Raw genomic sequence first — 20,536 nt, forward strand, 5'->3', positions numbered from 1 at the left:
AGACCGTTGCACGATGATCCGCAAAGCGTGTGACAGAACGCTATACGCGGCAGTTTTCCGACAAATAAAGCTCCCTTTTTGGGCTATTTCCGGTATAGTGCGCGCCGGCCTTTAACCGGGCCGCGTTTAGGTAGCGCAATTTCCCGAAGTCAGCTTCGGCTGCACGTCCGTACAGCGGACTCTCCCTTGACGAATCTTTTTCATTCATTCGTTTTCGCAAATCCCCGCCGACAAAGCAGCCAGGGCGACTCTTGAGTCTTACACGGCATGCGCAGCTTTGGAGCATGGGTCTTTGCGGATGCACTTAGAGGCAGACCCATGACCCAGGAAACCGGCGGCTTCGCCGCTTTTAATCTTAATCCGAATATTCTTGCAGCCGTCATCGCGACTGGCTACGAAGAGCCTTCGGCTATTCAGCATCAATCGATCCCGATCATCATGGCCGGTCACGACATGATTGGTCAGGCGCAAACCGGTACGGGTAAAACCGCTGCGTTCGCCCTGCCTATCCTGCATCGCATCGATCCTGCTAAGCGCGAGCCGCAAGCCCTGATCCTGGCGCCAACCCGTGAGTTGGCGCTGCAAGTAGCAACCGCTTTCGAAACCTACGCCAAGCAAATGCCGGGCGTTACCGTTGTGGCCGTTTACGGCGGCGCCCCTATGGGTCCACAACTGAAAGCAATCCGTAATGGCGCACAGATCGTTGTCGCCACTCCGGGCCGTCTGTGCGACCACCTGCGTCGTGACGAAAAAGTCCTGTCGACCGTGAACCACCTGGTTCTCGACGAAGCGGACGAAATGCTCAAACTGGGTTTCATGGACGACCTCGAAGTTATCTTCAAGGCTCTGCCACCAACCCGTCAGACCGTATTGTTCTCGGCTACCTTGCCGCAGTCGATCCGTGCCATTGCCGAGCGCCATCTGCGCGATCCGCAACACGTGAAGATCCAGACCAAGACTCAGACCGTTACCGCGATCGAACAGGCTCACCTGTTGGTTCACGCTGACCAGAAGACCTCGGCTGTATTGAGCCTGCTGGAAGTTGAAGACTTCGATGCCCTGATCATGTTCGTGCGCACCAAGCAAGCGACCCTGGACCTGGCCAGTGCCCTGGAAGCCAAAGGCTACAAAGCCGCTGCGCTGAACGGTGACATTGCTCAGAACCAACGTGAGCGCGTCATCGAATCCCTCAAGGATGGCCGACTGGACATCGTTGTGGCGACCGACGTTGCTGCTCGTGGTCTGGACGTTCCGCGTATCACTCACGTGTTCAACGTTGACATGCCGTACGACCCAGAGTCCTACGTTCACCGTATCGGCCGTACTGGCCGTGCCGGTCGCGAAGGTCGTGCGCTGTTGCTGGTGACTCCACGTGAGCGCCGCATGCTGCAAGTGATCGAGCGTGTAACCGGTCAGAAAGTTGCTGAAGTTCGCCTGCCGGACGCTCAGGCCGTTCTCGATGCCCGCATCAAGAAACTGACCAGCAGCCTGTCGCCGCTGGTGGCTGATGCCGAATCGACTCACGGTGATCTGCTGGATCGCCTGACTGCCGACATCGGCTGCACCCCGCGTGCACTGGCCGCTGCTCTGCTGCGCAAGGCGACCAACGCTCAGGCGCTGACCCTGGCCGCGATCGAGAAAGACCGTCCACTGGTGCCGAACAACGCACCACGTGGCGATCGTCCAGAGCGTACCGGTGATCGTCCGGACCGTGGTGATCGCGAGCGTCGTGCTCCGGTTCCATTGGCCGAAGGTCGTGCTCGTTGCCGTACCGCGCTGGGTGCGCGTGATGGTATCGCTGCCAAGAACCTGCTGGGCGCTATCCTCAATGAGGGTGGTCTGGCTCGCGAAGCAATCGGTCGCATCCAGGTGCGTGACAGCTTCAGCCTCGTTGAGCTGCCGGAAGATGGTCTGGAGCGTCTGCTGACCAAGCTGAAGGACACTCGCGTTGCTGGTAAGCAGTTGAAGCTGCGTCGCTATCGCGAAGATTGATCCGCTCTCGGGCTGATTGATCGAACATAAAAAATCCCCGACTGGTTCGGGGATTTTTTTGCCTGCCGTTTGTAGCAGCTGTCGAGCCTGCGAGGCTGCGTTCGGTGCGGGCCGCGTTCGGACGGAGCCGCCGCCAATCAAGTCGCCGCAGTTTGTCTTAAAGACCGAAGGCGCCTGATTTCACGACTGCTTCGCAGCCGAACGCAGCCTCGCAGGCTCGGCAGCTGCTACGAGGTTACTCCGTCGCCGTTCCTCCGCCCGTCGTGACGACTTGCACGCTCATGCGTGGTGTCGCCAGGTCGAACCCGGCTTCGTCCAGGTGGCGCTTGAGTGACAGGTTGAAGGCTCGGGAAATTTCCCACTGCTTGATCGGCGCGGTCTTGAACCGGGCACGAAGAATCGCATTGCCTGACTCGAAACTCTCGACACCCTGAATTTCCAGCGGCGACCAGATGTTGCGCCGTTGCAGGGGATCGGTGCGCATCTTCTGGCCGACTTCGCGCATCAGTTTGATCGCGTTATCGATGTCCATGTTGGAGGGTATCGCCACCCGGAAAATCGCGTAGCCGAATTCCCGGGAGTAGTTCTTGATGCTTTTGATTTCGCTGAACGGAATGGTGTGGACGATGCCATCGATGTCCCGCAGGCGCACGGTACGAATGGTCAGCCCTTCGACGGTGCCCAGGTGGCCGCCGACGTCCACGTAGTCGTCGATGGCCAGGGAATCTTCGATGATGATGAACAGCCCGGTGATCAGGTCCGCCACCAGTGACTGCGCACCGAAGCCGATCGCCAGACCGATCACACCGGCACCGGCCAGCAATGGCGTGACGTTCATGCCCATGTTCGCCAGGGCGACGATCAGTGCGATGATGAAAATCGCCACGAACAATACGTTGCGGATTAGCGGCATCATCGTCTGCGCGCGAGCATTCGCCAGGCCTTTGCGTGAGCGGGTGAGGGCGTGGTGCACGGCGGTGTCGCTGAGAATCCAGATCAGCCAGGCAAAAATCAGCGTGCCACTTAGGCTGAACAGTTTGACGCTGACTTCATGGCCTTCGCCCTCGGTGAATGCGATCAGCGACATACCCCAGACCCGCAGGCCGAGCTCGATGAACGCCAGCCACACCACCAAATGAGCGAGGGAGTAGAAGAAGCTTTTCAGGCGGTCCGAATACAGCGCATGGCGCCTTACGCTGCGCTGCGGTTTGAGGGAGTGGCGGCGCACCAACCCGTTGATGACCATGCACAACACCAGCAGTACCGTGCAGATCAGCGACTGGCGCAGCGCGGTGCTGGTATCGCCAGCGGAGACGAACGTGGCGAATAGCGAGATGCCCACCAGCACCAGTGCTGGTACGTACCAGAAGGTCCCGAGAATCTCGATCGTGTCGCTGAGCGCGCGACGGGTCAGGCGTCGGGACAGCGGTTGGTTGCGGATCAAGTGGGCGATGGGGCGACGGAACCGCAGGATGAACAACCCGGTGGAAAGTGCGGCCAGGACGTTGGCCACGGTTGCGGCGGTATGCGCCAGGTGGCTGCCGAGGCTGGCGACCAGTTGCGGATCGCTCAAGGCTTCACCGAAGGCGGCGAAGCTGCCGATCAGCCACAGCGGCCGAAAGGCTTGATGCCGCAGGATGTACAAGGCGCGGTGGCGGTGTGGGCCGTCGAGCACGGAAAAGGCAATTACGCAGATTGCCGAAAAACAGGTTCCGACCACCAGCGCATAGGCCAACACCATGGCCAGGCTTTTACCCAATGACGAGGGCAGGGCGTAAGTCATGTAGACCGTCATCACCAAGGCAATCAGCCACGGCCCGAGTTTGCGCAGGGCGAAGCGCAACATGTCCAGGGCCTTGGGGTGCTGCGGCAGCTCTTCGGTCAGGCCAAAGCGCATCCGCACCCGGTGGCTGACCCAGATCAGCACGGCGGCGAGCAAGCTCCAGACCATCAGGATCATGGCGAAGGCAAAAATGATCGGCAGCCATTCATTGGTCGGCAGCACGAGCGCTGTCAATTCCTCCTTGGCCAGATTGAACTCGTCGGACCAGCGCGTGAGCGGACTGTCGGCCCCGGAAAACTGTTTCTCGAAACTGGCCAGTGTGCCGCCGATCAGGCCCAGCACGCCTTCTTCAGCGGCCGGTTGGGCTTTTTTTGTGGCGTCGCGCAGCTTCTTCAGGTCGGCCAGCAACTTGCTGCGTTGCTGATCGTTCTCCAAGGACTTGATCACTTCGTCCAGGGACTGGCCCAAAGGTTCTTGCGCTTCTGGCTGGGATTTCGCCGAGCTGTTAAGCAATCCTGGCAAACCGACCGCTTGGGCGGGCGCCATCGGCAGCAGCGTCATGAGGCAGACAAGTACGTAATACGGCAGGGCAAAAAGACGAACGAACACTGGGCGGTGAACCTCGGGATAAGCGGATCGAGCGAGTGTACGAGCCCGTCAAAATCAATGCGAGCCAGGGGTGAGGATTTATTCGTTGAGTTTGGCGAGGATCTTGAAGACCACGGTGGCGAGGATCATCAACATGCCGATCCACATCGCGAACACGCCGGCGTTCTTGTCGCGAAAATTGAAACCGGTTGCCAGCATGATCATCCCGGCGAGAATCGGTATCAGCATGGTGTGAAACGAAGACATCGAGATCATGAGCGACTGCCTTGTCGGAAGAGGTAGTTAAAGTCTAGGTGGCTTTTGGGTGGCCTGTGGTGATGTGTGTGGAGCTGCCGAACCTTCGGCAGCTACAAGGATCACGGCAACTCGCGGCAGGCGTAAAACGCGTTCAACACTTTGACCAAGTGCGCTAGATCATGGCTGCCGCACAGCTCGCGGATCGAGTGCATGGCGAATGTCGGCAGGCCGATGTCCACGGTGCGCACGCCCAGGTGGCTGGCGGTGATCGGGCCGATGGTCGAGCCACAGCCCATGTCGCTGCGCACCACGAAGCTCTGCACCGGCACTTCTTCGGCCATGCACAGATGGCGGAAGAACCCAGCGGTTTCGCTATTGGTGGCGTAGCGCTGGTTGCTGTTGACCTTGATCACCGGGCCGGCGTTGAGTTTCGGGCCGTGGTTGGCATCGTGCTTGTCGGCGTAGTTGGGGTGCACGCCGTGGGCGTTGTCGGCCGAGACCAGCAGGGATTTCTGAATGGTCCGTACGAACTCATCACCTTCGGGCAACAGGCGACGCAGCGTTTGCTCGAGCATCGGGCCGTCGGCACCGCAGGCAGAGCAGGAGCCGACTTCTTCGTGATCGTTACAGACCAGTACACAGGTTTCGTCGGTTTCGGTGGTCAGCAAGGCTTGCAGGCCGGCATAACACGACAGCAAATTGTCCAGGCGTGCGCCAGCGATAAAATCCCCATGCAGGCCGATGACCGCAGCACTTTGGGTGTCGTAGAAGCTCAGCTCATAGTCGAGCACCACGTCGGCGTTCAAGCCGTGTTCGCGGGCGAGTTGATCGGTCAGCACGGCACGGAAGTCCACACGCTCGTCACCGGCAAATTGCGCGAGGATCGGCGGCAGTTCGGTCTGGGCGTTGATCGCCCAGCCCATGTTGGCTTCACGGTTAAGGTGAATGGCCAGGTTCGGGATGGTGGCAATCGGTGCCTTGAAGTCGATCAACTGGCTTTCGACCTTGCCATCACGACGGAAGGTCACGCGGCCGGCCAATGACAGGTCGCGGTCGAACCATGGCGCCAACAGTGCGCCGCCATAGACTTCGACGCCCAGCTGCCAGAAACCCTGGCGTTGCAGTTCCGGCTGGGGCTTGACCCGCAGGCACGGGCTGTCGGTGTGCGCGCCGACCAGGCGAATACCGCCATGCAGGGGCGAATGACGGCCCATCTTGAACGCGACGATCGAAGAGTCGTTACGGGTAACGTAGTAGCGACCATTGGCTTCGGTGGTCCATGGCTCGCGCTCGTCGAGGCGTTGATAGCCCGCCGCTTCCAGACGCTGAACAAGGCTGGCGGTGGCATGGAATGGGGTAGGGGAGGCCTTGAGGAAATCGATCAGGCCTTGGTTCAACTCTTCGCGCATAAGTAGCTCCAGACGGCAATGGCGCAAGTTTAACGTATTGGCTCACGGCATTGCAGAGGCAATGCTGTTCGGTGTGCGTCGCCTGCTGGTTGGCGAGGCGGTCTTGCGCGGCAGGGAGAAACAAAAAAACGCCCTTCAATGGAAGGGCGTTTTTTTTTGATTCAGCGCTGCTTAGAAAGGAGCAGGACACTCGAAGCGCAAGCGTTCGCCGCTTTGCGGGTGAGTAAAGCTCAGCATGCTCGCGTGCAGGCACAGTCGTGGCCAGGCCGCTAATGCTTGCTCGTGGGCGTAGAGCCCGTCACCCAGCAGCGGGTGACCGATGGAGAGCATGTGCACGCGCAACTGATGGGATCGGCCGGTGATCGGCGTCAATTCGACACGACACCAATCGCCGCAACGCTCCAATACGCGCCAGAAGGTCAGGGCATGTTTGCCGAATTCATGGTCCACCACATGGCGTGGCTTGGTCGGCGGGTCGTAGCGCAAGGGCAGATCGATGCTGCCACTGTCCAGTTCCGGCTGGCCCCAGCACAGGGCGGTGTAGGCCTTTTCGGTTTCGCGGTCATGAAATTGCCGAGACAGCTCGCGATGCGTGTCCGGGTCACGGGCCAATAGAATAATGCCGGAGGTTTCCCAGTCCAAACGATGGACGATTCGCGCTTCCGGGTAGCCGTTTTCTTGCAGGCGGGTAATCAGGCAGTCCTTGTTGTCATCGGCCCGGCCAGGGACGGAGAGCAGCAGGGTCGGTTTGTTCACCACCAGTACGGCGGCGTCCTGATGGATGATGCGGATATTGGACAGCGGCATTAAAACAGCCTCGTAACAAACGCCAACGGCGGCTCAGGCCCCCACACCCTGTAGGAGCGAAGCTTGCTCGCGAACGCATCACCTCGATCTATCAGATACACCGAGTTGCCTGCTTCGCGAGCAAGCTTCGCTCCTACAAAGTGCCAGGAGACCTGAGCCGCCGTGACTCCTGTCTGATCGACTAGCGGTCAGGCAGGGTGATATTGAGTTCCAGAATCGAGCAGCTGCCCTGGTTTTCCAGAGCCACGTGCACGTCATCGGACCCGATATTGACGTACTTGCGGATCACCTCGACCAATTCCTTCTGCAAGGCTGGCAGGTAGTCCGGTGTACTGCGCTGGCCGCGTTCGTGCGCCACGATGATCTGCAGACGCTCTTTCGCTACCGACGCGGTGCTGACCTTTTTGCTGGCACGAAAGAAGTCAAAAAGATTCATTATCTACCTCCAAACAGGCGCTCGAAGAAGCCCTTCTTCGTTACATCGAGAAAACGATGCTCCACGGTTTTGCCCAGCAGACGATCGACCGCATCGCTGTATGCCTGACCGGCATCGCTCTGGTCGTCGAGAATCACCGGCACGCCCGAGTTGGAAGCTTTGAGTACCGCTTGGGATTCCGGAATGACACCCAGCAGGGTGACGGCCAGAATATCTTTGACGTCTTCGACGCCGAGCATTTCGCCGTCACTGACCCTTTGCGGGTTGTAGCGGGTCAGCAGTAAGTGCTCCTTGATCGGCTCTTCGCCCTTTTCGGCGCGGCGGGACTTGCTGGCCAGCAGGCCAAGCATGCGGTCCGAGTCACGTACCGAGGACACTTCCGGGTTGGTCACGACGATCGCTTCATCAGCGAAGTACATGGCCAGGTGGGCGCCTTTCTCGATGCCGGCCGGGGAATCGCAGACCACGAATTCGAAGTCTTCTTTCAGCGCCATCAACACTTTTTCCACGCCTTCCACAGTCAGCGCGTCTTTATCGCGGGTCTGACTGGCGGCCAGTACGTAGAGGTTTTCCAGGCGTTTGTCTTTGATCAGGGCTTGTTGCAGGTTGGCTTCGCCGTTCACCACGTTGACGAAGTCGTACACCACGCGGCGCTCGCAACCCATGATCAGGTCGAGGTTACGCAGACCGACGTCGAAGTCGACGATGACTGTTTTGTGGCCGCGCAGTGCGAGGCCGGTACCGATAGCAGCACTGGTGGTGGTCTTACCCACACCACCCTTGCCGGATGTAACCACGAGAATCTTGGCCAAGGTGTTTCACCCCTAAGGAAAAAGGACATTTAGCCCCTGAAAAACATCTCTAGAAAAACTACTGCAGTCGGACAGCCTTGGCTGGAATCTGGCCCAGAACGGCGCTTACCTCGGGTAAACACTGCCTATGGCCTTTTTTCCTACTTCGTTTGAGCCGTTTTCGCTACGTTTTAGAGATGTTTGGAAAATGCGGCAGTATCCGTTAAAGCCGAATGATGTTCAACACATCGCCCGACAGGCTGATCTGTACACCCGCGCCCCACATAGGGTCGCGACGCAGATCCTCCGAAACCTTGTAGTGGCCTGCGATGGAAACCAGTTCAGCGCTCATTTGCTGACAGAAAATCCTGGCTTTCGTATCGCCTTTGACGCCGGCCAACACACGGCCGCGCATCGGGCCGTATACATGGATGTTGCCATCGGCGAGAAGTTCCGCCCCCGGACTGACCGACGAGATCACGACCAGATCGCAGCCCTGGGCATAAATCTGCTGGCCACCACGTACGGGCGACGTGATGATCTTCGTTGGCTTGATGGTCGGCTCCGGCGGTTTTTCCGGTTTTTTTGCAACGACGCCTTCGTGCAGGTCAAGCGGACGTTCCCGGGCGCCGGACGGTGGCAGCACCGGCAAATCGACCGCGATGGCCGCGGCGATGTCTTCAATGCGGCTGGCACGGATCGCCAGGGTGCGCAGGCCATGCTGACGGCAGACGCGCATCAGGCCTGGCAGATCAACTGCCCCTTCGCTGGCCGGAAGTTTGTCCAGGGCCAGCACCAGTGGCGCGTTGCTGAAGAAGTTAGGCGCCTGGGCAACCTTGGCGGCCAGTTGACGATCAAGGTTCTCGAGGTCGTTACGGGCCAATTCCAGCACCGTAATGGCGAGCATGCTGCCCTTCAGCTGGAACACGGGATCTTGGTCTAGCGGTTCGGTTTGGCTCATGGTCGGCATACAACGACTTGTCACTAAAAGTGCCGAGACTTATAACGAGAACGCCCGCGGGCCGCAAGCCGGGTCGAACGATGTAGAATGCGCGGCCATTGTCTTTCCGGAACCTTTAATGGATCGCCCGCGTTTTCGAAAAACATTTCTTTCTCCACGTTTCTGGCCGCTGTGGTGTGGCTTGGGGCTGTTGTGGCTGATTATTCAGCTGCCGTATCCGGCGTTGCTGTCGATTGGTCGCGCCTTGGGTGCATTGATGTATCGAGTAGCGGGCGACAGACGGCGCATTGCCAAGCGCAATCTCGAACTGTGTTTCCCTGAAAAAACCGCTGCCGAGCGCAAGCGCCTGCTCAAGGAAAACTTCGCCTCCACGGGCATCGCGTTTTTCGAGATGGCGATGAGCTGGTGGTGGTCGCGCGAGCGTCTGGCGAAGCTGGCCCATGTCGAAGGGTTGGAGCATTTGAAAAAGGCCCAGCGCGACGGCAAAGGTGTGATCCTGATGGCCGTTCATTTCACCACGCTGGAAATCGGCGCGGCGTTGCTCGGCCAGCAACACACCATCGATGGCATGTACCGCGAGCACAAGAATCCGTTGTTCGACTACGTCCAGCGCCTGGGTCGCGAGCGGCACAACGTCGACTCGCTGGCGGTGGAGCGCGACGACGTTCGCGGCATGCTGAAACTGCTGCGGGCCGGCCGGGCAATCTGGTACGCACCGGATCAGGACTATGGCGCCAAGCAAAGTATCTTCGTGCCGCTGTTCGGAATTCAGGCCGCGACCGTCACCGCCACCAGCAAGTTTGCGCGGTTGGGCAAGGCGCTGGTGGTGCCGTTCACTCAGGAACGTCTGGCTGACGGCAGTGGGTATCGACTGATGATTCATGCACCGCTCGAGGATTTCCCCGGCGAGACCGAAGAGGCCGATTGCATCCGCATCAATCAGTGGGTTGAAGGCGCGTTGCGCGAATGTCCAGAGCAATACCTCTGGGCTCATCGCCGCTTCAAGAGCCGCCCACCGGGCGAACCCAAGTTGTACGCAAAACGCGGTTGAACCACCGATCCCGATAAGCACCATGGAGTGTTGCGATGAGTCCTGCTGAACCGGTTACAGGGTTGATTCTTTCCGGCGGCGGGGCTCGGGCGGCTTATCAGGTCGGCGTGCTGGCGGCGATTGCCGAGCTGCTGCCGGTGGGCGCAGCGAATCCGTTTCCGGTGATCGTCGGCACCTCGGCCGGCGCGATCAACGCGGTCAGTCTCGCCAGTGGGGCGATGGATTTTCGTGGTGCGATTCAACGTCTGACAGCCTTCTGGCAGGGCTTCCGCAGTCATCTGGTGCTGCGCAGCGACTGGCCGGGCGTGATCCATCAGGCCAGTCGTTTTGTCAGCCACAGTTTGCTGGGGATTGGCGCTCAGGTGCCGGTGGCCTTGCTCAACAGCTCGCCGCTGCGCGGATTGCTCGACGCCAAACTGCAGATGAGCGGGATTGCCGAGGCCATTGCACAGAAGCAGTTGCAGGCGGTTGCGGTGACCGCGTTCGGCTACGAGTCCGGTCAGGCGGTGACCTTTTATCAGGGCGGCGGCACCATCAATGCCTGGTTGCGCCATCGGCGAATCGGCGTTCCCACGCAATTGACCGTCGATCACTTGCTGGCCAGTTCAGCGATTCCGCTGCTGTTCGCGCCAGTGAAAATCGGTGAAGAGTATTTCGGTGACGGCGCGGTACGTCAGTCGGCGCCGATCAGCCCGGCGCTGCACCTGGGCGCCAGCCGAGTGCTGGTGGTGGGCGTCAGCGGCAACCCCCGCGGCGTCGACCCGGAACAACCGCTGCAGCGCGCCTACACCGGTCAGCAGCCGAGCCTGGCGCAGATCGGCGGGCACCTGCTCAACAGCACGTTCATTGACAGCCTGGAAAGTGACATCGAGTTGCTGCAGCGACTCAATCAGTTCAGTCATCTGCTGCCCGATGGCACACCGACCCGAGCACTCGGGGTGGCGCCCGTGGAGGTGCTGGTGATTTCGCCGAGTCAGCCGATCGATGAGATTGCGGCGCGGCATCGGCAGGAGTTGCCGGCGGCGCTGCGCCTGTTTTTGCGCGGTCCGGGGGCGACCAAGACGAGCGGGGCGGGGGTGCTGAGTTATCTGCTGTTCGAGGCGGGGTATTGCAGCGAACTGATTGATCTTGGGCGGCGGGATGCGTTGGCCAAGCGGGATGAGTTGTGTCGGTTTCTGGGATTGTCATAAAGCAAAGATCGCAAGCTGCGCCAGCTCCTACATTGGAGCGCATATCCCTGTAGAGCTGGCGAAGGCTGCGATATTTTGACTCTAAATCAGAAGTGGAGCTTCACCAGGAAGCTTGTAGTGCTCTGATCGGTTTTGAAGTACTGGCTGTCTTTAATCCCGTACTTGTCCGACCAGTAGTCGTACTCCACACCGACATACAACTGTTTCTCACCGAAATTCAACGCCTTGCCCAAATCGTATTTGACCTGTGGGTTGAAGTGTAGGTTGGCGTGGTAGTCGCCTTTGGAATTGGAGTCGTTGTCGACCACCCAGTCCATGAAACCATCGATCAGGATGTTCGAATCGCCGACCGGGATGGTGTAGGACCATACCGGGGTGATTTGCCACACGTTGTCGCCCGCGCGGCTGCCTTCGGTGTGACGCTGGTAGAAGTTCAGCTGGAAGTAGTCGAAGCCCGGGATCGCCAGGTCGAAACCAGGACCGATCAGGTAGGACTCGGTATCGCCTTCACCGAACTCGTACGTCATGGCCAGCAACACGTCTTTGACCGGGCCGAATTCGATTTTCTGGTCGAGGACCTTACCCAGGGAAATTCGTGGGCTGAACTCACCGTAATAGGTGTTCGGGCCGACGTTGAAATCCTTGTCGCCGTTGTAGAAGATTTTGTCGACGAAGAAGAAGTTATCCCCATATTTCCAGCCATCGACGTGTTCGAATGTCACGGTTTGCTGAATGCGCGGATTGACCTGGAAGTCCTTGCCATACAGGTAGGTCAGGCTGTTGTTCTGCCATTGCAGCAAGTCGCCGGCCATTGCCTGGCCCCCGGCCAGCAAAGATCCCGCCAGCATCAGGCTAGTGCACGTACGTTTCATTCGGTTGCTCCCAAAAAGTAGGTGGTTCCACGTTATTTTTTTTAGGTCGGCGCTCTGGTGTGGCGCCTTTTTCTGTCGCTGTAAAAATCATCCAATCGGTCAGCTTCAGTGCTGTTAGCAAGAGCTGCGCCAAAGCTTTCAAAAAGCCCAAAAACGCCCGTTCGGCTGCTCAAGAGCAGTCGATTGAGAGAGGTTTTGGAGTGCCTTGGTACCGTCCAGAGCCGGGATAAGTTGGCTTTCTGGTCAGGAATTAAATCCGGGCTTTTTTTTAGTCCAGATTCGGGCGGCCGCGGAGAATACTGACTCCTTGGCCAGGTCTCAAGTGCCCCGCAACAGCGCACCGACAGCAGGTTTGGAACACGGTTGCGGGCCATCTTAAAAGTGCACCTTCACCAGCAGGCTGGCGGTGTTTTGGTTAGTGTCCAGGTTCGAGCTGTTTTCGACTCCGTACTTGTTCTTCCAGTAGCTGTATTCGGTGCCGACATAGACCTGTTTCTGCCCCCAGCCCAAGGCTTTGCCAAGGTCATATTTGAGCTGCGGATTGATGTGCAGGTTGGCGTGGTAGGTACCGCGGGCGTTCTGATCGTTGTCGACCACCCAGTCCAGGTAGCCGTCGAACAACAGGTCTGAATTGCCCAATGGAATGCTGTAGGACCAGGCCGGCGTGATCTGCCAGACACCATCGCCGGGGCGCGGGCCTTCGGTGTGGCGACGATAGAAGTTCAGGGTGAAATAGTTGAAGCCCGGCACCGCGAGGTCGAAACCCGGGCCGATCAGGTAGGCCTCGCTGTCGCCTTCGCCGTACTCATAAGTCATCGCGAGCAGTACGTCCTTGATCGGGCCGTATTCGAAGCGGCGGTCGAGGATCTTGCCGAAGGAAAGGCGTGGGCTGAACTCGCCGTAGAAGGCGTGGGGCCCTTTGTTTCGGTCTTCCTGTCCGTTGTAGAAGATCTTGTCGACGAACAGGAAGTTGTCGCCGTACTTCCATTTGTCGGCGTGCTCGAACGTCACCGTCTGCTGGATCGACGGGTTGATCTCGAAATTCTTGCCGTACAAATAGCTCAGGCTGTTGGTCTGCCACAGCAGTAAATCGCCGGCCATGGCTTGGCTGGCGGCCAAAAGACCACCGCCCAACAGCATGTTTGTCTGTGTCCGAATCATCTGTTGCTCCCTCTTGTTTTTATTGTTTGAGGCGCAGGTGTGGCCACTGTGGGAGCAACTGTTCCCACAGGTTGTATGGCTTTTAGTGTGTCAATGCGGGTGGGCGTGGCAGTCGTTGATGGCCGCGCGTTCAGCGCCGCCGAGGATGTTGAACAGCAGGTTCAACGACAGCTCCGGCATCACACAGCAAACCGCGACGCAGCATCCGTGGGCAGACTTCCTGGCCGGTGCGCTTCGGATAGCTTGGACATGCAACACCTCGGATCTTTTTTATTCTTGTGATTTTTGTATCAGGGGACCGCGGCGCGGCCATTCGCGGGCGAGCCTCGCTCCTACGGGAACAACACAAATCCTGTAGGAGCGAGGCTTGCCCGCGACGCTTTGTTGCTTAGTTGGTTGGAGCTCCGTGAACAATCCACGCGCCAATCAGGTCACGTTCCTGCTGGGTCATCTGGGTGATGTTGCCCAGCGGCATGATCTGGCTGGTGACGGCTTGAGCCTGGATGCGTGCGGCGTTCTGACGGATCTGCTCGGGAGTGTCGAACATCACGCCGCCCGGTGCAGCGCTGAACAGCGGGCTGGTCGGTTTGGCGGAATGGCAAACCGAGCAACGTTCCTGAATCACGCTGTGCACCTTGTCGTAACTCGGTCCGGCGTTCGCAGCCTGAACCGGCGCGTCAGCAGGCTTCGCGGCGGCAGGTTTGGCACCTCCACCGAGGGCGGTTTCCGGCAGCGGCTGGTACTCGATGGTGCCAGGAGCCTTGGCTACTTCAGGTGCACTGGACATTTGCGCCGGGCCAGTCACGTACGCCAGGCAGATCATGCCCACTGCTGCGACGGGCATGGTCCAGGCGAACTTGTGGCTGTCATGACGGGTGTTGAAGTAATGACGCACCAATACCGCCAGCACCGCAATTCCGGCGAGGATCAGCCAGTTGTATTGGCTGCCGTAAGTGCTCGGGAAGTGGTTGCTGATCATGATGAACAGCACCGGCAAGGTGAAGTAGTTGTTGTGACGCGAACGCAGCAAGCCTTTGGCCGGCAGCGCCGGATCCGGCGTGCGGTTCTCGGCAATCGCCGCCACCAGCGCACGCTGGGCCGGCATGATGATGCGGAACACGTTGCCGACCATGATGGTGCCGATGATCGCGCCGACGTGCAGGTACGCACCCCGACCACTGAACACTTTACTGAAGCCGTAAGCGGCGCCAATGATCAGCACGAACAGGATGAAGCCTAGCAGGGCAGGGCGTTTGCCCAGGGCCGAGTCGCAAAGGAAGGAGTAGACGAACCAGCCGACGAACAACGAGGCGATGCCCAGGGCAACACCTTCAGGGCCGGTCAGGCTGCTGCCCGGTGCCAGCAGGTAGAGCGTCGGGTTGGAGTAGAACACCACGCACAGCAGCGCGATCCCCGACAGCCAGGTGAAATAGGCTTCCCATTTGAACCAGTGCAGGTTGTCCGGCATGGTCGGTGGGGCCAGTTTGTATTTTTCCAGGTGATAGATACCGCCGCCGTGGATCGCCCACAAATCGCCCGCCAAGCCACTTTTCGGGTTGACCCGATTGAGGTTGTTTTCCAGCCAGACGAAATAGAACGACGCGCCGATCCAGGCCACGCCAGTAATCATGTGAACCCAGCGCACGCTGAGGTTCAGCCATTCCAACAGATGTGCTTCCACAGTCTTTACCTCTCGCCTGTCACTCTGTCGTCGAGTGATCAGACCTTCTCTTATTGGTGGGGGGCAAGGATCAAACGCTCATCCTCTTTGAAAAAATGCTCATCGCAGTTGTTGCCTGTGCCACTGCGATCAACCACCAGGAAGTCATCCCGCTTTTCGATCGTCAGCACCGGATGGTGCCAAACGCCGCGATGGTAATTAATGCCCTGCCTGCCGTTGGTGACGAAGGCGCGGACCAAGCCTGATACAGGTTCATCGCCAAGTGGCGCGACCACGATCAGAAAGGGGTTGCCGAGCAGCGGGATGAAAGCCTGGCTGCCCAGCGGGTGACGCTCCAGCATACAGACGGTCAGCGGCATGTCCTGCGCGTCGGCGCGGAATATGCTGATGATCGCGTTGTCCTCTGGCGTGGCGGTTTCAACCGTCGCCAGTTTGTGAAAGCGCATGGTCGAACCGTTGTTGATCATGAAGTGATCGCTACCGTCGGTTTCGATCACGTCACCGAAAGGGGCGAAGGCTTCTTTGGTCAGCGGTTCAATCGTCAATGTGCGCATGCTGGTCTTCTTTTCGTTGAGTTCTGTGTTGTCTGTTCTATTGCTATCGCGAGCAAGCTCGCTCCCACAGGTTTTGTGTACGCCACAATCCAATGTGGGAGCGACGATTCGACTTGCTCGCGATTGGCCTCAGCGCTTATTTAGCGACCTTGCCGAGGACGCGCAGGCGGCTCACACCACCATCCGGGAACACATTGAGGCGGATGTGGGTGATCGGCCCCAGAGCCTTGATCTGCTCGGCGAAGGTGTGTTCGGCATGCATTTCCAGTTTCTGCGCCGGCAGCAATTCGCGCCAGAACAGCGATTGGGTTTCGATCTGGCTGTCAGTGCCGCCCTTGACGAACGCTCCCTGGATCGAGCACGTGTCCGGGTAGTTGCCCTTGAAGTGCAGGGTGTCGACGACGATTTTCTCGATCTCGCCCGGATGACCCAGCGCGACGATGATCCAGTCATTGCCAGGGGTACGACGACGTGCGGTTTCCCAGCCGTCGCCCATGTTGATGCCACGGCCCGGGTTGAGGATGTTGCTCATGCGACCGAAGTGTTCGTCGGAGCAGGCGAGGGCGCGGCCGCCGTTCAGCGCTGCAGCCAGGTCAACCTGTTCGTTGTCGCCGACAGCGGACCAATCGCGGAACGGAATACCGTAAACACGCAGGCGGGCTACGCCACCATCCGGGTAGATGTTGAAGCGCAGGTGACTGAAGGCCTGGTCGTTGTTGATTTCGTGGAAGTGGTGGCTGTTGCCTTGCAGCTCGACGGCCGACAGCACTTCAGTCCACTGGGTGCTTTCGTCCGGCTCGCCCGAGGCCAGGAAGCACGCTTCCAGGGAGGCCGACGGTGGGAAGTTGCCGGTGAAGAATGAAGTGTCTATGTCCACGCCTTTGATCGAGCCTGGAACGCCCAGGTGGATTACCGCGCTGTCGTAGCCTTCGAAGCGCTTGCGGCGCGACTCCCAGCCGTCCATCCACTTGCCGTTGTCATCGAACACGCCCTCCTTCCACACAGCCGGGGTCGGTTGAAACAGGCGGTTGGCGTCAGCGAACCAGTCATCGGTGACCGAGATGATTTTGGTGCCCAGACGGGCGTCGGCCAAGTTGACGAACTTCTCGAAAGGTACGGCGTAAGCTTTCATTCTTCTTGTCTGCCTTTAATTAGTTGGCTTGGGATGCTTGCAGTGCCCTGGGTGTCTTCGCGTTTTAAACCCTCGGGCAAGGCTCGCTATAGGGTCAGTAATCGGAACAGGGCGATCTTATTGATCTCTGCCAGCGCGCATTTGAACTCGATGTCTTCCGGGTTGTGAATGCGCGTTTCGAACGCCGCGAGGATCTGATGCCGGTCGCTGCCTTTTACCGCCATGATGAAGGGAAACTTGAACGTGGCTTTGTAGGCGTCGTTCAGCTCGGTGAAGCGCTGGAACTCATCGCTCGAGCATTGGTGAATACCGGCGCCAGCCTGTTCATTCGTGCTGGCTTCGGTTAATTGGCCCTGGACGGCGGCTTTGCCGGCCAGGTCCGGGTGAGCGTTGATCAATGCCAGCTGGCTGACGTGATCGGCGCTCAACAGGATGTCGCTCATGCGCTGGTGCAGGGTTTCGATCTCGTCGATCGATGCGTCCTGCCCCAGGTCGAAGGCTTTCTCGGCCACCCATGGCGAATGTTCGTAGATGTCGGCGAAGGCGGCGACGAAGTCATCGCGGCTCAGGGTCGAGGGCTTCAGGCTTTGGAAGTGACTCATTTTGCGGCCCCTTGGTACGGGTGGGTTTCGTGCCAGTGGCGAGCGATGTCGACGCGACGGCTGAACCACACCTGTTCATGACTTTTAGCGTACTCGATAAAGCGTTTGAGCGAGGCCAGACGCGCCGGACGGCCGATCAGACGGCAGTGCAGGCCGATTGACAGCATCTTCGGTGCTTCGGCGCCTTCGGCATACAGCACGTCGAACGCGTCTTTGAGATATTCGAAGAAATCGTCGCCCTTGTTGAAGCCCTGGACCTGGGTGAAGCGCATATCGTTGGTGTCCAGGGTGTACGGGATCACCAAGTGCGGCTTGCCGGTTGGGTTGTTCGGTTCCCAGTAGGGCAGGTCGTCGTCATAGGTGTCGCAGTCATAGAGGAAACCGCCTTCTTCCATCACCAGGCGACGGGTGTTCGGGCCTGTGCGGCCGGTGTACCAGCCCAGCGGACGTTCACCGGTGATTTCGGTGAGGACGCGGATCGCCTCGAGCATGTGCTCGCGTTCCTGCGCTTCGTCCATGTACTGGTAGTCGATCCAGCGATAGCCGTGACTGCAGATCTCGTGGCCGGCATCGACCATCGCACGGATCACGTCCGGGTGACGCTGGGCGGCCATGGCCACGGCGAAGATGGTCAGCGGGATGTCGAATTCCTTGAACAGTTTCAGAACCCGCCAGACGCCGGCACGGCTGCCATACTCGTAAAGGGATTCCATGCTCATGTTGCGCGCGCCTTGCAGCGGCTGCGCCGAGACCATCTCGGAGAGGAAGGCTTCGGATTCTTTATCGCCGTGCAGGATGTTGCGCTCGCCACCTTCCTCGTAATTGAGCACAAAGGACAAGGCGATGCGAGCATTGCCCGGCCAGTGTGGGTGAGGAGGGTTACTGCCGTAACCGATCAGGTCGCGTGGGTAGTCAGCGCTCACTGCAGTCTTCCTTCTTATTCGTTCGACTTGTTCAAGGTCAGGGTTGTGTGGCGGCCTGGCAATTTGATGACAGGCTGGCGCCACAGCGATGGACTGATTGTATACAACTTTATATCCACTTTGTAAGCCTGATTTTTTGCATTTTTCACTGACTGTCATCTCCACATGTTATTGCAAGAAACCTGCCTGATTGGTCAGCTAATGGATGGAAGGTCCTTGATCCTGTGGTTCGACACCAGATTCGGTACGAATCGATGAGTAACGTACATCGGCGTAAAAATGTAATTTTATTGTGTACAATTTCGTTTGAAAGTGTCTTAATCAGTCCCTCGCCGCAGCTTTTCGTGCTCCGAATCGGTGCGGTCTCCTTTTCAACTGACTTCGGGAGGCGCGAGGTCTGACTGCTCCGGCGGGCAGGCGCGCAGAATCAATGGGACGTTTGACTACACACGTTTTGGACGCTGCACACGGTTGCCCGGGCAGCTCGATCAAGGTCGAGTTATACCGCGTTGAAGGTTCGCAGCTGGAACTGGTCGCCACTGCGATGACCAACAGCGATGGCCGTGTCGATGCACCGCTGCTGCAAGGCGATGACTATCGCTCCGGGGTCTATCAGGTTCAGTTTCATGCGGGCGATTACTACCGCGCCCGTGGCGTTCAGCTGCCGGAACCAGCGTTCCTGGATGTAGTGGTGCTGCGTTTCGGCATCTCTGCGGAACAGGATCACTACCATGTGCCATTGCTGATTTCGCCGTACAGCTATTCGACCTACAGAGGAAGCTAGGACTTTCCCCCCAAAAAATCCTGCGCATATAGCTTCTTTGGTCTTTCGCCCGCTCACACTGCGGGCTTTTTTTCGTCCTTGAGAAAGTAGGTGCCGGGTCAGGCGCCATCACGCCCTGAGCCTTTCCGTCAACACGATGTTGCTGTGTCCGGCTCGCTGATCAAAGGCGAGCCGTGCCGTAGCAAGGTCTGTAAATAAACGTTTTCGTCGTACACGGTGCTGGTCTTCCAGCACCGATAAACGATCCGGATCCACTTGAACGCCAGAGCCCTGAGGGCTGCTTGGTAAGAGCTGCCTTTGGCCCTTTGCTGGCGATAATACGCCTCTGCCCACACCGATTGATTGATGCTGTGGGCAGCCCACTCAACAAAGGTCTGGCGCAAAAAAGTTGCGCATTGATAGCGCCAGTGGACGACTTTTTTCTTGCCACTGCGTTCGGTGACCGGGGCAATCCCGGCATATCGCTGCACCGCACTGGCATCCTTGAAGCGATCACGCTGCTCACCAAAGGCGACCATCAACCGTGGTGCAAGCTGCTGTCCCGCGCCGGGCAAGGCCTTGAAGAGTCGGTAGTCGGCCAGGGTGTTGGCAGTTTTTTCGATCTCCCGATCAAAGTCTTTGATCGCCGTGATGATCCCTTTCAGTTGCGAGACCAGGGCCAGCACATACAGCGCTGAAGGACTGACCACGCCTGGATCTTCAGTCAACGGCATGGCTTTGGCGATCAACGCCAAACGCTGCTGATTGAGCTCGGCATGGCGAACATTATGCGCGTGAAGGAACTTCAAAACGCTGGCCGGCCGAGCGCGCTTAAGCGTTTCAAAGGTCGACCAGCGCGCCAGAAATTCACAAAAAACCAGCGTGTCATGGTCATGAAACAGCTCCAGGGCCAACGGGTAGTACTGTTTGAGCATGCACACCAGACGGTTGCTGATCTTGACCCGGTCATCGACCAATCCGCGGCGATGTTCGGTCAGGCTGGCGAGCGAACGCATGGCGGAGCTTTGCTGGACCAGTTGAGGAAACCGTTCGGGGTGATTCAGCAACAGCTCAAGCGCCCATTGAGCATCCGTTGGATCATCCTTGGCGCCACTGGGGACGAAGGTTTTACGGTGCCGGGCCAAGGTGCTCGGATTGATCGGAAAGATACAAAAAAACTCATATTTTTGCAGAGCCGCTATCAGTGGGCCTTTGTTCAACTCCACGGCGATCGCGATCGGGCCACCGTAACGTTGATGCAGCGACCTGGCCCAGCGATCAATCGACTCGGGCTTATGGTCAATGACCTCGAAACTGCGCTGAGCCTCTCCAGCTATCTGCAAACAGGTGTCGTGCTTGGTGTCTGCCCAATCAATTCCGATATAAGCAGTGAAACTCTGAGACAGGAGCGTTTGCATGGAACACCTCAACAGGCGCTAAAGTACATGCAGGGACATGCATGCTTGCGTCCAGCGAAGGCGATATAGAGAGCCGTGTCGGGCTTTCCCTGAGAATTCGTTAGAGGGCGCAAGCGCACCTGTGGACTCGAAGGTGATGGCGTAATCATCGAGTGCTGCGCGGG

19 protein-coding genes are annotated in these 20,536 nt (G+C 58.6%); 4 read left to right on the plus strand and 15 right to left on the minus strand.

Annotation, left to right across the window (positions count from 1 at the left end; translation table 11 throughout):
- Positions 1-318 precede the first annotated feature (318 nt).
- A complete protein-coding gene (locus ACYZTU_RS10890) occupies positions 319-1,992 on the plus strand; it encodes a DEAD/DEAH box helicase (RefSeq protein ID WP_461970052.1) in 1,674 nt (557 codons plus the stop codon).
- A 235-nt stretch (positions 1,993-2,227) separates the two neighbouring features.
- Here the strand turns inward: ACYZTU_RS10890 and ACYZTU_RS10895 are convergent, their stop codons facing one another.
- The 7 genes from ACYZTU_RS10895 to minC all read right to left on the minus strand — a co-directional run bounded on the left by ACYZTU_RS10895 (position 2,228) and on the right by minC (position 9,025).
- Entirely contained in the window at positions 2,228-4,384 is a 2,157-nt protein-coding gene (locus ACYZTU_RS10895; protein WP_461970054.1) for a mechanosensitive ion channel family protein, read from the minus strand.
- A gap of 78 nt (positions 4,385-4,462) precedes the next feature.
- Positions 4,463-4,630, minus strand: coding sequence for a hypothetical protein (locus ACYZTU_RS10900; protein WP_461971218.1), 168 nt, complete (start codon positions 4,628-4,630; stop codon positions 4,463-4,465).
- A gap of 110 nt (positions 4,631-4,740) precedes the next feature.
- Complete coding sequence (locus ACYZTU_RS10905) at positions 4,741-6,030, minus strand: M18 family aminopeptidase (RefSeq protein ID WP_461970056.1); 1,290 nt, start codon at positions 6,028-6,030, stop codon at positions 4,741-4,743.
- Between the two features lie 171 nt (positions 6,031-6,201).
- Positions 6,202-6,837, minus strand: coding sequence for an RluA family pseudouridine synthase (locus tag ACYZTU_RS10910; protein ID WP_008146175.1), 636 nt, complete (start codon positions 6,835-6,837; stop codon positions 6,202-6,204).
- 181 nt (positions 6,838-7,018) lie between these two features.
- Positions 7,019-7,273: a cell division topological specificity factor MinE gene (gene minE, locus ACYZTU_RS10915; RefSeq protein ID WP_007898843.1), complete on the minus strand. Its 255-nt coding sequence runs from the start codon at positions 7,271-7,273 to the stop codon at positions 7,019-7,021.
- A complete protein-coding gene (gene minD, locus ACYZTU_RS10920; protein WP_282376553.1) occupies positions 7,273-8,085 on the minus strand; it encodes a septum site-determining protein MinD in 813 nt (270 codons plus the stop codon). The genes minE and minD overlap by 1 nt, the downstream gene beginning before the upstream one ends.
- Before the next feature lie 202 nt (positions 8,086-8,287).
- The gene (gene minC / locus ACYZTU_RS10925; protein ID WP_461970057.1) at positions 8,288-9,025 is read right to left on the minus strand and encodes a septum site-determining protein MinC; all 738 of its coding nucleotides are present in this window, start codon (positions 9,023-9,025) and stop codon (positions 8,288-8,290) included.
- 118 nt (positions 9,026-9,143) lie between these two features.
- Here minC and ACYZTU_RS10930 point away from each other — a divergent pair, with 118 nt between their 5' ends.
- Both ACYZTU_RS10930 and ACYZTU_RS10935 read left to right on the plus strand, forming a co-directional pair.
- Complete coding sequence (locus tag ACYZTU_RS10930; protein WP_461970059.1) at positions 9,144-10,076, plus strand: lipid A biosynthesis lauroyl acyltransferase; 933 nt, start codon at positions 9,144-9,146, stop codon at positions 10,074-10,076.
- A gap of 35 nt (positions 10,077-10,111) precedes the next feature.
- Positions 10,112-11,266, plus strand: a complete 1,155-nt coding sequence (locus ACYZTU_RS10935; RefSeq protein WP_461970061.1) for a patatin-like phospholipase family protein — start codon at positions 10,112-10,114, stop codon at positions 11,264-11,266.
- 86 nt (positions 11,267-11,352) lie between these two features.
- On the opposite strand, the gene ACYZTU_RS10940 is transcribed toward ACYZTU_RS10935, so the two are convergent.
- From ACYZTU_RS10940 to puuE, 7 genes are all read right to left on the minus strand, one after another.
- On the minus strand, positions 11,353-12,138 hold the full coding sequence (locus ACYZTU_RS10940) for an outer membrane protein OmpK (protein WP_282376557.1): 786 nt from the start codon (positions 12,136-12,138) through the stop codon (positions 11,353-11,355).
- A 375-nt stretch (positions 12,139-12,513) separates the two neighbouring features.
- The gene (locus ACYZTU_RS10945) at positions 12,514-13,299 is read right to left on the minus strand and encodes an outer membrane protein OmpK (protein WP_461970062.1); all 786 of its coding nucleotides are present in this window, start codon (positions 13,297-13,299) and stop codon (positions 12,514-12,516) included.
- A 388-nt stretch (positions 13,300-13,687) separates the two neighbouring features.
- Entirely contained in the window at positions 13,688-14,980 is a 1,293-nt protein-coding gene (locus tag ACYZTU_RS10950; RefSeq protein WP_461970064.1) for a urate hydroxylase PuuD, read from the minus strand.
- Between the two features lie 50 nt (positions 14,981-15,030).
- Positions 15,031-15,534: an ureidoglycolate lyase gene (locus ACYZTU_RS10955; RefSeq protein WP_008005655.1), complete on the minus strand. Its 504-nt coding sequence runs from the start codon at positions 15,532-15,534 to the stop codon at positions 15,031-15,033.
- 136 nt (positions 15,535-15,670) lie between these two features.
- Positions 15,671-16,666: an allantoicase gene (gene alc / locus ACYZTU_RS10960; protein WP_461970066.1), complete on the minus strand. Its 996-nt coding sequence runs from the start codon at positions 16,664-16,666 to the stop codon at positions 15,671-15,673.
- Positions 16,667-16,752: 86 nt separating this feature from the next.
- A complete protein-coding gene (gene uraD / locus ACYZTU_RS10965) occupies positions 16,753-17,268 on the minus strand; it encodes a 2-oxo-4-hydroxy-4-carboxy-5-ureidoimidazoline decarboxylase (RefSeq protein ID WP_461970068.1) in 516 nt (171 codons plus the stop codon).
- Positions 17,265-18,191, minus strand: coding sequence for an allantoinase PuuE (gene puuE, locus ACYZTU_RS10970; protein WP_008146148.1), 927 nt, complete (start codon positions 18,189-18,191; stop codon positions 17,265-17,267). The genes uraD and puuE overlap by 4 nt, the downstream gene beginning before the upstream one ends.
- Before the next feature lie 430 nt (positions 18,192-18,621).
- On the opposite strand from puuE, the gene uraH reads away from it, so the two are divergent.
- Positions 18,622-18,975, plus strand: coding sequence for a hydroxyisourate hydrolase (uraH, locus tag ACYZTU_RS10975; RefSeq protein ID WP_282480738.1), 354 nt, complete (start codon positions 18,622-18,624; stop codon positions 18,973-18,975).
- A 128-nt stretch (positions 18,976-19,103) separates the two neighbouring features.
- On the opposite strand, the gene ACYZTU_RS10980 is transcribed toward uraH, so the two are convergent.
- Complete coding sequence (locus tag ACYZTU_RS10980; protein WP_461966247.1) at positions 19,104-20,372, minus strand: IS110 family RNA-guided transposase; 1,269 nt, start codon at positions 20,370-20,372, stop codon at positions 19,104-19,106.
- Positions 20,373-20,536: the final 164 nt, after the last annotated feature.

It is taken from the genome of Pseudomonas sp. HLT2-19-2 (assembly GCF_054898005.1).

Bases quoted from the DNA above. Each gene is read 5' to 3' on its own strand.
- ACYZTU_RS10890 (WP_461970052.1), top strand. From the start codon at position 319: ATGACCCAGGAAACCGGCGGCTTCGCCGCTTTTAATCTTAATCCGAAT.
- ACYZTU_RS10900 (WP_461971218.1), bottom strand. From the start codon at position 4,630: ATGTCTTCGTTTCACACCATGCTGATACCGATTCTCGCCGGGATGATC.
- ACYZTU_RS10905 (WP_461970056.1), bottom strand. From the start codon at position 6,030: ATGCGCGAAGAGTTGAACCAAGGCCTGATCGATTTCCTCAAGGCCTCC.
- ACYZTU_RS10910 (WP_008146175.1), bottom strand. From the start codon at position 6,837: ATGCCGCTGTCCAATATCCGCATCATCCATCAGGACGCCGCCGTACTG.
- minE (WP_007898843.1), bottom strand. From the start codon at position 7,273: ATGAATCTTTTTGACTTCTTTCGTGCCAGCAAAAAGGTCAGCACCGCG.
- minC (WP_461970057.1), bottom strand. From the start codon at position 9,025: ATGAGCCAAACCGAACCGCTAGACCAAGATCCCGTGTTCCAGCTGAAG.
- ACYZTU_RS10930 (WP_461970059.1), top strand. From the start codon at position 9,144: ATGGATCGCCCGCGTTTTCGAAAAACATTTCTTTCTCCACGTTTCTGG.
- ACYZTU_RS10935 (WP_461970061.1), top strand. From the start codon at position 10,112: ATGAGTCCTGCTGAACCGGTTACAGGGTTGATTCTTTCCGGCGGCGGG.
- ACYZTU_RS10940 (WP_282376557.1), bottom strand. From the start codon at position 12,138: ATGAAACGTACGTGCACTAGCCTGATGCTGGCGGGATCTTTGCTGGCC.
- ACYZTU_RS10945 (WP_461970062.1), bottom strand. From the start codon at position 13,299: ATGATTCGGACACAGACAAACATGCTGTTGGGCGGTGGTCTTTTGGCC.
- ACYZTU_RS10955 (WP_008005655.1), bottom strand. From the start codon at position 15,534: ATGCGCACATTGACGATTGAACCGCTGACCAAAGAAGCCTTCGCCCCT.
- alc (WP_461970066.1), bottom strand. From the start codon at position 16,666: ATGAAAGCTTACGCCGTACCTTTCGAGAAGTTCGTCAACTTGGCCGAC.
- uraD (WP_461970068.1), bottom strand. From the start codon at position 17,268: ATGAGTCACTTCCAAAGCCTGAAGCCCTCGACCCTGAGCCGCGATGAC.
- uraH (WP_282480738.1), top strand. From the start codon at position 18,622: ATGGGACGTTTGACTACACACGTTTTGGACGCTGCACACGGTTGCCCG.
- ACYZTU_RS10980 (WP_461966247.1), bottom strand. From the start codon at position 20,372: ATGCAAACGCTCCTGTCTCAGAGTTTCACTGCTTATATCGGAATTGAT.